10 protein-coding genes and 1 rRNA gene are annotated in these 12088 nt (G+C 71.8%); 6 read left to right on the forward strand and 5 right to left on the reverse strand.

From position 1 onward, the window contains the following. Nucleotides 1-159: 159 nt before the first annotated feature. Nucleotides 160-1791, forward strand: a complete 1632-nt coding sequence (locus tag BLS25_RS06200; RefSeq protein ID WP_176786317.1) for a sensor histidine kinase — start codon at nucleotides 160-162, stop codon at nucleotides 1789-1791. Beyond that, a complete protein-coding gene (locus BLS25_RS06205; RefSeq protein WP_074694788.1) occupies nucleotides 1788-2438 on the forward strand; it encodes a response regulator in 651 nt (216 codons plus the stop codon). The genes BLS25_RS06200 and BLS25_RS06205 overlap by 4 nt, the downstream gene beginning before the upstream one ends. Nucleotides 2439-2441: 3 nt before the next feature. On the opposite strand, the gene BLS25_RS06210 is transcribed toward BLS25_RS06205, so the two are convergent. The 5 genes from BLS25_RS06210 to BLS25_RS06230 form a co-directional block, all read right to left on the reverse strand. Further along, nucleotides 2442-3728, reverse strand: a complete 1287-nt coding sequence (locus BLS25_RS06210; protein WP_074694789.1) for an alpha-amylase family glycosyl hydrolase — start codon at nucleotides 3726-3728, stop codon at nucleotides 2442-2444. A 179-nt stretch (nucleotides 3729-3907) separates the two neighbouring features. After that, nucleotides 3908-4720 carry a glycosyltransferase family 2 protein gene (locus tag BLS25_RS06215; protein WP_056224262.1) on the reverse strand — a complete coding sequence of 271 codons (813 nt, stop codon included), beginning with the start codon at nucleotides 4718-4720 and terminating at the stop codon, nucleotides 3908-3910. Next, a complete protein-coding gene (locus BLS25_RS06220; protein WP_074694841.1) occupies nucleotides 4717-5721 on the reverse strand; it encodes a glycosyltransferase family 28 protein in 1005 nt (334 codons plus the stop codon). Before BLS25_RS06220 ends, BLS25_RS06215 begins: the two co-directional genes overlap by 4 nt. Beyond that, nucleotides 5718-6854: a glycosyltransferase gene (locus BLS25_RS06225; protein ID WP_176786318.1), complete on the reverse strand. Its 1137-nt coding sequence runs from the start codon at nucleotides 6852-6854 to the stop codon at nucleotides 5718-5720. The genes BLS25_RS06220 and BLS25_RS06225 overlap by 4 nt, the downstream gene beginning before the upstream one ends. Then, nucleotides 6851-7999 carry a glycosyltransferase gene (locus BLS25_RS06230; protein ID WP_074694790.1) on the reverse strand — a complete coding sequence of 383 codons (1149 nt, stop codon included), beginning with the start codon at nucleotides 7997-7999 and terminating at the stop codon, nucleotides 6851-6853. The genes BLS25_RS06225 and BLS25_RS06230 overlap by 4 nt, the downstream gene beginning before the upstream one ends. A gap of 31 nt (nucleotides 8000-8030) precedes the next feature. On the opposite strand from BLS25_RS06230, the gene BLS25_RS06235 reads away from it, so the two are divergent. The 4 genes from BLS25_RS06235 to BLS25_RS06250 form a co-directional block, all read left to right on the forward strand. After that, the gene (locus tag BLS25_RS06235; protein WP_176786319.1) at nucleotides 8031-8999 is read left to right on the forward strand and encodes a WcbI family polysaccharide biosynthesis putative acetyltransferase; all 969 of its coding nucleotides are present in this window, start codon (nucleotides 8031-8033) and stop codon (nucleotides 8997-8999) included. 17 nt (nucleotides 9000-9016) lie between these two features. Next, complete coding sequence (locus BLS25_RS06240; protein WP_056224255.1) at nucleotides 9017-9991, forward strand: hypothetical protein; 975 nt, start codon at nucleotides 9017-9019, stop codon at nucleotides 9989-9991. Beyond that, the gene (locus BLS25_RS06245; RefSeq protein WP_074694791.1) at nucleotides 9988-11301 is read left to right on the forward strand and encodes a glycosyltransferase family 2 protein; all 1314 of its coding nucleotides are present in this window, start codon (nucleotides 9988-9990) and stop codon (nucleotides 11299-11301) included. The genes BLS25_RS06240 and BLS25_RS06245 overlap by 4 nt, the downstream gene beginning before the upstream one ends. A gap of 550 nt (nucleotides 11302-11851) precedes the next feature. Next, nucleotides 11852-12088 (forward strand): 16S ribosomal RNA (locus tag BLS25_RS06250); the annotation flags it as partial.

The following is a 12088-nucleotide window of genomic DNA, read 5'->3' on the forward strand; positions in this document are numbered from 1 at the left end:
TTCGTCGTGGATGCCGGCACGGGGCGCGCCGTCGATTCGGTGACACTACGGATGCGGGGTGCTCGGCCGCGCGCTTGCTCGCATTGCGGGGCGTTATGCGCGTACCGTGTGTTCTGCGCATTTCGCGCACGATGATGTCGCGGAGCGGAGGAGGTGCACATGAGGTTCGCCACGCGCATGCTTCTCGTGCAGATCGCCACCCAGCTCGTGGTCGTGGCCGTCTGCACCGCCGTCTTCGCGTGGCTCGGCGTGCAGCAGCTCAAGGCCGAGGCGGATTCCTCGGCCCTCAACATCGCCCGCTCCGTGGCCGAGGCGCCCGAGGTGCGCGGGCGCGTGGCGCAATATTCGGCCGATCCCGGCACTCCGGATGCCGCGGGCCTCCGCGGCGGTGAGCTTCAGCAGTACGCGGCCGACGTGACCGCCCGCACGCAGGGCTTGTTCGTCGTGATCACCGACGACCACGGCATCCGTCTCGCGCACCCCGATCCGGACCGGTTGGGCGAGGTGGTCAGCACGAGCTTCGCCGACGCGCTCGCCGGGCGCGAGGTCGTGACGTGGGAGACGGGGACGCTCGGCGAATCGGCCCGCGCCAAAGTGCCGGTGTATCCGCCCGGCGGGGGAGCGCCCGTGGGCGAGGTGAGCGTGGGCTTCGAGCGCGCGAGCGTGTTCGACGACCTCCCGGCCCTCATCGGTGGGATCGCGGTCGCCGTGGCGCTCGCCGCGGCGATCGGGGCCGTGGTCGCCCTGCTGATGCGCCGCCGACTCGAGCGACTGACCCTCGGCGTCCAGCCCGAAGAGCTGGTGTCGCTCGTGCAGACGCAGACCGCCGTTCTCGAGAGCGCCGACGAGGGAGTGCTCGCCCTCGACGACGCCGACGTCGTGCGCGTGTGCACGCCCTCCGCCGAGCGGCTCCTCGGGATCACGGATGCCGTGGGCCACCGCCTCGACGAGCTGGGCCTCCCGACGGCCGTCGTCGACGCTCTGTCGGGATCGGGTTCGTCGAGCGGCCTCCCGTTGGGTGATCGCGTGGTCTTCCTCGACGTGCGTCCGGTGCGCCGCGGAACGCGCACGCTCGGCCGGGTGGCGACGCTGCGCGACCGCACCGACGTCATCGCCCTGTCGGGCCGTCTCGACAGCGTCCGCGCCATGGGCGATGCCCTGCGGGTGCAGCGCCACGAGAACGCCAACCGCCTGCACGCCGCGGTGGGTCTTCTCGACGCCGGCCGCACCGACGAAGCGCGAGCGTTTCTCGCCGACCTCGTCGACCGCGGGTCGGTGGACTGGGCCGTGCCCGGCATCGAACTCGTCGGCGACCCCATGCTGCAGTCGTTCCTCGGTGCCAAGGCGCTGTCGGCGCGCGAGCGCGGCGTCGCCCTGCGCGTGGCCGACGACACGTTCTCGACCGCCTCGATCGACGACGTCGAAGACGTGGTCGCCGTGCTCGGCAACCTCATCGACAATGCCGTGACGGCCGCGGCGTCCGCTCCCGAACCCCGCGGGGTCGAGGTGAGCGTGCTCGACGACGCCGACGCGGTCGTGCTGACGGTGGCCGACACGGGTCCCGGCATCGCCGACGTCGAGGCGATCTTCGCGCCGCGCGAGCGCGGAGATGATCCGGATGCCGTGCACGGACTCGGCATCGGACTCCCGCTCTCGCGCGAGTTCGCGCGGCGCCGGGGCGGCGAGGTGTGGGTGGTCGACGCGGGCGGCGGCGACCACGGCGCGGTGGTGGCGGCTCGGCTGCCGGGCGTGGGAGGCGGGACGAGCGAGCGAGAGGGAACGAGCGAGTGAACGGCATCCGGGTTCTGGTCGTCGACGACGACTTCCGCGTGGCGGGACTGCACCGCGACGCGGTGGCGGCGCGGCCGGGCTTCGTCGCGCTCGAGCCCGCGCGCACCGTGGGTGAGGCGCGCGCCGCGGTCGCCGCGCACGCGCCCGACCTCGTGCTGGCCGACGTGTACCTGCCCGACGGTGACGGCATCGAGCTCGTGCGCTCGCTCGACGTCGACGCGTTCGTGCTGTCGGCGGCGACGGATGCCGCGACCGTGCGCCGCGCGTTCTCGGCCGGTGCGCTGGCCTATCTCGTCAAGCCGTTCGATACGCGGGTGCTCGCCGAGCGCCTCGACCGCTTCGCCCGATACCGCAATCTGCTGTCGAGTTCGCGTCCGCTCTCGCAGGACGACATCGACCGAGCGGCCGCCGCGATGCGGGGCGAGCGCGACGGACCCTCGCTCGCGCGCTCGGCGACCGAGCAGACCGTCCTGGCCGCCCTCGGCGCCCACGAGGCGTCGGCGTCCGAGGTGGCCGAGCGGATCGGGGTCTCGCGTGCGACCGCGCAGCGCCACCTCACCGCTCTCGCCGAGCGCGGGCTCGTGCAGGTGAGCCTGCGGTACGGGTCGACCGGCCGCCCCGAGCACCGCTTCCGCGCCGGCGCCTGAGGCTCAGCCCTCCAGCACCGCCCACCCGCGCGGGCCGAGCTCGACCCGCCCGTCGGCGAGGGTGCCGTCACCGGTGACGATCGTGCGCGCGTCGGCGGCCGGCACCGACACCGGCTCGTCGCCGATGTTCAGCGCGACCACCACCGCGTCGTCTCCCACGGCGGTACGCAGCACGATCGCGGCGTTGGCCACCTCGACCACGTCGGTGTGCGCCCGCCACAGCCACGGCTTGCGGCGGCGCAGCGCAATGAGCGCCCGGTGCGCCTCGAGGATCCGCTCGTCGACGTCTCCGACCTCCGCGGCGGATGCCGGGAACTCCGGCCGCACCGCGTCGTCGCCGCCCTCGCGCTCTTCCTTCACCCCGGTCCACCCGAACTCGTCGCCGGCGTAGACCGACGGGGTCCCCGCGACGGTGAAGAGCACGGCGAGGGCGTGCGGCACAAGATCGGCCCCGATGGCCGAGGCGATGCGGGTGACGTCGTGGTTGCCGACGAAGGTCTGCGGGGCGAAGGTCGCGAGCAGTTCGTCGTGCCGCTCGATCGCGTGGCTCAGCTCGAAGAGGTTGCCGTCGGCGATGCCGTGCCAGATGCCCTGCCACAGCTCGTACTGCGTCAGCGAGTCCATCGTCGAGGCGCGCACGATCGCGGGTCCGTCCCCGTGGATGACCTCGCCGACGAACCACGCCTCCGGGAATCTCTCGCGCACGCGCGGCAGCACCTCGGCCCAGAACTCGGTCGGCATCGCGTACGCGGCATCCAGTCGCCACCCGTCTATCCCGCGCTCGAGCCAGTGGCACATGACGTCGACCACGAGGTCGGCGACCGCCGGCGACGAGTGGTCGAGGGCGACGAGCGCGCCGTGCCCCTCGAACACCTCGGCCTCGAGCGTTCCGTCGACCCAGCGCCCGCGGAACAGCTGCGGTCCGTCCTCCGACGCGTCACGGAAGGCGGGGTGCGCCCGCCCGACGTGGTTGAACACCCCGTCGAGCAGCACCCGGATGCCGCGCTCCCGCGCCCCCGCGAGGAGGCGATCGAAATCTCCGTCGTCGCCGAGGCGCGGGTCGATGCGCAGGTGGTCGACGGTGTCGTAGCCGTGGGTCTCCGACGCGAACACCGGTCCGAGCAGCAGCCCGTTCAGGCCGAGCCCGATGACGTGGTCCAGCCACGGCTCGAGCCTGTCCAGGCGGTGTTCGATCTCGGCATCCGGCCCCTCGCCGTCGCGGATCGGTGCGCCGACGAAGCCGAGCGGGTAGACGTGCCACCACATGACGTGTTCGGGCCACCCAGCCATGGGGTCTCCACCTGTCCGGGGATCGGACCGGACCCCTCGACGCTATCCGTCCGCGCGATTCGCGCCGCGGGGGTTGTCCTGTCGCTCCGGATGCCGTGCTCGAGCGCGCTCATCGGCGCCCACAGCTCCGTCGAGCGTGCCCCGCTGGCTCCGTCGTGCGTGTTGCCCCTCGACAGGCCTCAGCGCACCCGCACCCAGCCGTCGCCGCGCCGCTCGATCGCCCCGGCCGCCGCGAACGCGTCGAGCCACCCGCCCATCGGCCACGACCCCCACCGTTCGTGGAAGGTCGCCCCGTTGCGCAGGATGTCGTCGAGGTGCTGCCAGGGCGGAGAAGACACCGGATGCCACTGGTGAAAGGCGTCCGCACCCCCCACCCACCGCATCTCGACGTCGGCTTCGCGCGCGGTCCAGGCGAGGTCGGTGTCTTCGGCGCCGTATCCCTCGTAGCCGGGGTGGAAGCCGCCGATGCGGTTCCAGGTCGAGGCGGTGACCGCGAACGACAGCGACCAGAACAGGTCGTATTCGTCGCGTGACGCGGCGCGGGTCCCACCCGCGGGAAGGGCGGGGCGGGCGCGGTGCGGTCGGACGAGGAAGGGCAGATCGGATGCCGTTTCCGGGCGCTGCACGCTCGAGAGGTACGTCACCGCTCCGCAGAGCACGGCGTCGGGGTGCGCCAGCGCGGCTGCCCGGTAGGCGGGGAGCAGCCCCGCGCCGGGAAGGCAGTCGACGTCGAGGAAGACCAGCAGTTCCGCTCCCGCTCCGAGGGCGGCGGCAGCGGCGCGGTTCCGCCCCTCGCCCACGCGCAGACCGTGCGGCCCCGGCGGCACATGGAGCGTGAGGGTTTCGGCATCCGGGGCGTCCTCCGGGGGCGTCTCGTCGAGCCACGCCTCGACGCGCACGATCTCGCCGGCGACCTCCGCGAGGGTGCGTCGCTGCCGCTCGAGGTGCTCTCGGCGTGCGGCCGAGGCGACCGTGATGACGGCGGTCCTCACGGGAGGACCGCCTCGACCGCCGCAGCCATGCGGCGCGCGCCGCCTGCGACTTGCCATCGCGACCAGTCCGGCGCGTCGCGGGCGGCTCGTTCGACGAGGTCGACGAGGTCGGCGGGGGCGATTCCCGCCGCCGCCCGCCGAGCGAGACCCCAGCGTTCGAGGGCCTCGGCCGTGTGGTGCTGCTCGTCGAAGGGGCGCTCCTGCGAGATCACGACGGTGCGGGCGCCGGATGCCGCGAGATCGGCGACGCTGTTCTGCCCCGCGGCGCTGACCACGACCGTGCTGCGGGTCAGGAGCGGCCACGGATCGTCGATGCGCGACGCGGCGTCGTGACCGACGGTGGTGACCTCCCATCCGCGATCGCGCAGGAGCGAGACGACCTCGTGACGGGCGTCGTCGTCGAGCATCCGGCCGAGCAGCAGCACGCTCCGCTCGTCGCGCGGGCCGTCGACGTCGCGCCCGTCGAAGCGCGAGATCCCGCCCGTCCACATGACGCGGTCGGAGTGCTCCGACAGTGCCGGGGTCGCCACGGCCCCGTGCGCCCACGGAGCGACGATGCGATCGGCGAGGGAGTAGGCGAGGGCGTGCGGGGCATCGGTGCGCGCGCCCGGCTGGGTCACGGCGATCGTGCGCAGCCCCAGGAGGCGCGCGAACGCGACCACCTCGGCGCTCACATCGATGACGAACGCCCGCAGGTCCCGCGCGGCGGCAGTGGTGGCGATGGCCGCCAGGCGGGCGCGGTGCCCGGGGTGGTCGTGCGGGGCCCAGTGCAGGGCGCCCCGCGCGGTCGGCTCGGCGTCACGCGGGTCGACGGTGGTGCCGTCCGCGGATTCGAAGGGATCGGCGTCCGGGGGCAGATCGATCCATTCGATGTCGGCGGGCAGCCCCGCGGGCCGCGGCATCGACGAGAACGCCACGACCGGCTCCCGCAGGTGCGGCGCCACGGCGAGGAACCGCGAGAGGTGGCCGAATCCGTGGTGGTGGATGTACCAGCCGATCACCACGACACCGCCGGCATCCGGCGGGCGGGAACCGGCTGCGCGCTGTGGGCGAGAACGCGTTCGACCTCGCGGTATCGCTGAACGAGCGAGTGCTGGCGGATGGTCGCGCGCCGCGTCCACACGCGGGTGAGGGGTTCGCGCGCACCGGTCTCGGCCAGCTGCGTGGCGGCCTTGGCGAGAGCGACGACGTCTCCGGGCATGACCGTGGTGGTTCCCGGGATCCCGGCCACCACCTCGGATACCCCGCCGATGTCGAACGCGGCGACGGGCGTTCCGGTGGCGAGGGCCTCGACGATGACGAGGCCGAACGGCTCCTCCCACATCGGGGTGACGAGAGCAACCGCCGACGATCCCACGAGGCGGCACAGGTCGGGCTGTCGCAGAGGGCCGACGTACCGCGCGTGCGCGCCGAGGCGCGGCACGATCTCCTGCTCGAAATAGTCCACGTCGCCGATACGGCCCGCCAGAACGATGTGCGCGCCCGCCTCGCGGGCGGCCTCGATGGCGAGGTGCGGGGCCTTCTCGGGCACGACGCGCCCCGACCACACCCACGATCGTCCGCCGTCGCCGCGGGTCCACTGTTCGGTGTCGACGCCGTTGGGGAAGACGAACGCGTCGACGCCCTCGACTGACCAGGCACGGGCGGTGGCCTGGCTCACCGCGACGAAGCGGTGGGAGCTGTCGCGCACCTCCGCGGCCGCTTCGAGCAGCGGCTCGAGCGGAGGGGTGTGGAGGGTCGTGACGACGGGGATGTCGGCCTCGACGCTCCACCGGATGGGGGCCGGGTGGAGGCTGTGGTTGTCGACGACGTCGAAGAGGTGGCGGTCGGCGACCAAGCGGTCGCGCGCGGCGTCGAAGGCGGCGTCAACGGCGGCGGCGTACCCCGTTGGGTAGTCGGTGTCCGAGGCATCCTCGGGGCGGGTCCACTCGGGCGTCGGCAGGCGGAACTCGTCCGTGTCGCCGAGGAAGTCCGAGCCGTCGGCGGCGCACAGGGTCACATCGTGACCGCGGGCCCGCAGCCAGCGCACGCGGTCCCAGACGGCCGCTTCGAGGCCGCCGGCGTGCGGCTGGCGAAGCGCGTAGCGCGAGGGGGCCACGACGAGCACGCGCAGGGGGCGTTGGTCGCGCATCATGCCGCGAGCTCCCGTGCGAGGACTCTGCGGTAGACCTCGACGTGCGCGTGGCGCACGTGTTCGAGCTCGCGGAGGCGTTCGGTTCGTCGGCGCTCGATCTCGGCCGTGCGTCGGCGCGAGCCGGGCACCGACCAGGCGGGACTTGTGGCGTCGATGACGGCGCGCTCGAGCGAAAGCGGTTCGCCGAGGTCGAAGGTGTGGAAGTCGGTCGGATGCTGAGCCGCCATGTGCCCCACACGGGTCCCGACCACCGGCACGGCCAGGTCGTAGCAGAGTTCGGCCCAGCCCGACTGGGTGCCGTGGCGATAGGGGAGCAGGCACGCGTCGAGATCCGCGAGCCAGGCGGCGAGTTCGTCGTCGTCCTGCCGGGGCCCTCTCTCGATGCGTACGCCGTCGCATCCCTCGGCGAGGAGGACGATGGATGCCGCGGCCTCCTCGTCGCGGACGCGCTCGTTCATGCGGACGACGCCTTCGATCCGCGCGCCCTGCGCCCGCAGGTCCGCGATCGCGCGCACGAGTGTCGCCGTGGTCGCGACGCCGTCGATGTTGGGCCGGAGGTCTCGCAGATGGACGCCGACGCGCACGGTGTCGTGGGCGGTGCCCGCCGGTCGCTCCGCCTCCCCCAGCAGTGTGGGGTGGGCGACCACGGTGGCTGTGCGCCCGGTGATCGCGGCCACCTCGTCGGCAGCGGAAGCCGTCAAGGTGATCAGCTCGTCGGCGGCGTGCGCCAGCACCGCGAGACCGGCCCGGTGGGCGTCCTGCGACGACAGCTGCGGGTTCTCGAGGTCGTGCACCGTGTAGACCAGCGGCTTGCCCAGACGCTCGAGTGCGGCGACGGTGAGCGCGAGCTCGTCCGCGGTGTAGGACTCGATTCCGAAGTGGACGTGCACGAGGTCGAACTCCGCTGCGTGGGCTTCGAGCCATTCGGGGAGCAGGACCTGGGGCGGCCACCACTGACCGGCGGGCACGCCGGGCGGGGGCGGGTCGGCGAGGAGCCTGACGCCGGCGGGGTCCGCGACGGCGGTGACGTACGGATGGGCCGAGGGAACGGCGGCGACCCGGACCAGGGGGACGGTGGTGGCGACGATCTTCTCCTCCTCGGAGCGTTGCGTGCGTAGGGATGCGCGTACCGCATCACCAGGCACATCGCAATGCAACGGGGCGGTTGTGACGACAATGGCACCGACGGATACGTTCCTCATCATGGGCGGCGAGACGGCGGGGCTGGGAAGCCTTGCGGACCACGGGGACGCGGTGATAGCGCGCCGAGCGCACTACGCCGCCTTCTTCGGCGATGAGGCGCCGCCCGCGGGCTACGGCATCGTCGTCGGCAACTGCCAGGCCGAGTCGCTGCGCCTCGTCATCTCGTCCGACGCGCTGCCCGCCATCCGGGTGCCTGCCGTGCACGAGCTCGACGCCGCCGACACCGCTCGACTGCACGCGCTGCTCTCGAAGGCGGCGTTCCTGGTCGCCCAGCCCATTCGCGACGACTACCGTGGCCTGCCCCTGGGCACCGCGCAGTTGCGCGGGTCGCTTCCCGTCGGCGCGCGGTCGGTGACCGTCCCCGCCATCCGGTACGCGGGACTGCATCCCTTCCACGCCGTCCTGCGCCTTCCCGCGTTCCCCGAGGACCCGCCGCTGGTCGCCTATCACGACGTGCGCACCGTCGCCGAGGCGTCGGGGCTCTCGGTCCCCGCGATGCTTCCCCCGGCCGCCGTCCGCTCGATCGCCGACGCCTCCGTCGCCGAGTTGCGGCGCCGCGAGGGGAGGGGGCTCGACATCGTGGCATCCGACCTCTTCGTCCCGGTCGTCGCCGACCTGATACGGACCGTCAACCATCCGGGCAACGCCGTCTTCCTGCCGCTCGGGGAGCGCATCGCCGCGGCTCTGGGAAACCCGGGCGGCGCCGTGGATCCCGGACGCCCCATCCTCGCCTCGGTGCGTGCGCCGCTCGAATCCTGGGTCGTCGACGCGTGGGCGCTCGATGAGGCCCCCCGGGAGGACTGGATCGTGGCCGGCGAAACCCTCGCCGCGGCTGTCGTGCAAGAGGCGCACCTCGCCTACTACCGCGAACGGCCCGCCCTTCTCGCCGCCGTCGTCGAGCGCATGACACCGCTCCTGCGCACCTGGGCGGCCGCGGCGTGACCGCCTCGACACCGGGGATGGATGCCACCCCCGTGCTCCTCGCCCAGCCAGGGCCGCACGGGGTCGCCGTCTACGCCCGCGAGATCGCGGTCGAGGTGCAGCGCGAGAGCCCCGGGACCCGCGTCGTGACCCCCGACGCGATCGCCGAGCTCGTCCCCGGAACCCCCGTGCACGCTCACGTCACGGATCGTTTGTGGGGTGCCTCTCCCGAGGAGGCCACCGAGCGCGTCCGAGAGCTGGCGCGGCGCCACCCGCTCACCGTCACCCTCCACGACGTGCCCCAGTCCTCCGACGGACCGCGCAACCTCCCGCGTCGCCGGGCGTTCTACCGCGCGGTGACGGAGGCGGCCGTGGGCGTCGCCGTGAACAGCGCCCACGAGCGCAGCCTTCTCCGCGAAGAAGGAGTCTGGACCGGCCCGGTCGAGGTCGTTCCCCTGCCGGTGGAGTCCTCGCCGGTCGGAGAGCGCCCCGTTCCCGACGAGTCCGTCGGCGTGCTCGGCTACTTCTACCCCGGCAAGGGGCACGACGAGGCGCTCGCTGCCGCTGCAGAAGCGGGCCTGAAGAGGCTGACCGTGCTCGGTCGAGCCTCGGACGGGCATGCCGACGACCTCTCCGCCTTCGTCGGGCGGGCCGCGGCAGCCGGGGTCGCCGTCGAGGTCACCGGTTGGCTCGACGAGGCCGACATGGCTTCCCGCGTCCGGCGCATCGCCGTCCCCGTGATCGCGCACCGCCATGTTTCCGCTTCCGGCTCTCTCGCCTCGTGGATCGGCTGGGGACGTCGCCCCCTCGCCGTGCGCAACCGGTACGTGGACGAGATGGCCGCTCTCCGCCCCGGCACGGTGAGCACGGTCGACGAGGCGGGCCTCGCCGACGCCATCGCGTTCGCGCGCGCCACCGGCGACAGCACGTGGCACGGCATCCATCCCGTGCCCTTCGGGCGAACCGACGCCGCTCGCGCCTATCTGGAGTGGTGGGGAGCCGTCACCGCATGAGCGACACCTGGAACGACCGGATGCCGTGGGTCCCCGGCAATCGCTGGGACCTGCTCGCCCACTGCGAGCCCGAGCCTCCGCGCGTGAGCGTGATCGTCACGCACTACGCCCAGCCGACCGAGCTGCAGCGCACTCTCACCGCGCTCGCTCGGCAGGACCACCCGGCTGACCGTCTCGAGGTCATCGTGGCCGACGACGGTTCGCCCGAGACACCGGTCGTGCCCGCGGGGGTGCGTCTGGTCCGTCAGGAAGACCGCGGCTTCCGGGCCGCCGCGGCGCGGAACCTCGGAGCAACGGCGGCATCCGGTGACGTGCTGTGTTTCCTCGATGCCGACACGACGCCGGAGCCCGATTACGTTCGCCGGCTCACGCGCCTGCCCGCGTTGCTCCTCGAGGCGGTGACCGTGGGGCGACGGCGTCACGCCGACCTGGCGGGAGCGAGCGTCGACGCGCCGATCGCCGCGCTCGGCCCGGTTCGCGAGTTGACCGAGCCGGCCTGGCTCCGCGACGCCTACGCCGCGAGTCGAAATCTGCTCGACGCCGACGACCGGTCGTACCGTCACGTCATCAGCGCGGTACTCGCGTGTTCCCGGGCCTTCTTCGACGAGGTAGGCGGGTTCGACGAGACGTTCTCGACCTACGGCGGAGAAGACTGGGAGTGGGCGCACCGTGCGTGGCAGGCGGGGGGAGTGCTCGCTCATGTTCCGGATGCCGTGGCCTGGCACGACGGTCCCGATTGGGCCGGCCGCTCCGAAGAGCACGCCGCGCAGGGCAACAGGCAGACCCTCAGCCTGGCCGAGAAGATCCCGATCGAAGGGTCGCGGCCCCGTGGATTGCTGTCACGAGCCATCGACGTGGAAGTACATCTCCCCACGGGGATCCCCGCCGATGCCGCCTTCCTCTCCGTGGACTCCCTGCTCGCGGCCCTTCCTCATCTGCGCGTCGTGACGGATGCCGCCGACCACCCCCTGCTCGCGGCCGACCCGCGGGTGACCCCCGCGGGGGGCGTCGATCCCCGGGTGACGATCGAGCTCGAGCAGCCGATCGTTGTCCTGGATGCCGCTCCTCTCGCGAGGGCTCTCGCCCTGCTATCGAGTGCCGAGGTCGGAGGGGTCGTGTTCGTCACCGGCGAGGGTGAGACCGTGGGCCGTGCGGCGAACCGACGGGCGCGTCGTCGCGCGAAGCGCTGGGGGACGGATGACGCGCTCGATACCGTGACGGTGCACGTGGATGGCGCACACATCGTCGGCGCGCGGCCGCACCTCGAAGCCTGGGTCGGCGGGTGGGGAGGGCCGGACAGGTATCTCTGACCCGCGTCGTGCCCTCGCGAACGAGCGCGACACGCCCGGGACGTGCCTGGATTCGACGGGTCGGTCGTTCCCGCGTAACTTAGTACTTGTTCGCCCCACAGGGGAGAGCGGAGCGGCCGAAAGGCCCCGCGTCCTCTCAAGCGGCGAACCGTCCCCAACACCAGCACTTGAGAGTTTCGACTCTTTAGTCTACAGTTGGGATCCTGCCAATCGGCACACACCCTCACTGCAGCGAAACCCTTTCTGGGGCGTCGCGAGATGTGATTGGCGTGTTGCCATGGTGGACATATAGAAGTGAACTGCCTCACGGGTAGGTCGAGAGATCGTTTCTGTGGGTGCGTCCGTTCCTTGAGAACTCAACAGCGTGCACTTGTCAAATGCCAATTTATTCCTCGTCGGTCTGACTTTTGTTGGATTGCGAGAAATTCCTTTGGATCAAAGTCCAACCCTTCCGGGGGTTGGCGTGAAATTCGTCAGTAATGATGTTTTTCTTTGGTCAGTTTCAAACTCGCTGCGGCCCCGTTTTCCCGGTGGTTGTATGCATTTCTTTTTTACGGAGAGTTTGATCCTGGCTCAGGATGAACGCTGGCGGCGTGCTTAACACATGCAAGTCGAACGGTGAAGCCAAGCTTGCTTGGTGGATCAGTGGCGAACGGGTGAGTAACACGTGAGCAACCTGCCCTGGACTCTGGGATAAGCGCTGGAAACGGCGTCTAATACTGGATATGAGACGTGATCGCATGGTCGTGTTTGGAAAGATTTTTCGGTCTGGGATGGGCTCGCGGCC

Source organism: Microbacterium testaceum StLB037 (genome assembly GCF_900104345.1).
GTDB classification, from domain to species: Bacteria; Actinomycetota; Actinomycetes; order Actinomycetales; family Microbacteriaceae; genus Microbacterium; species Microbacterium testaceum_A.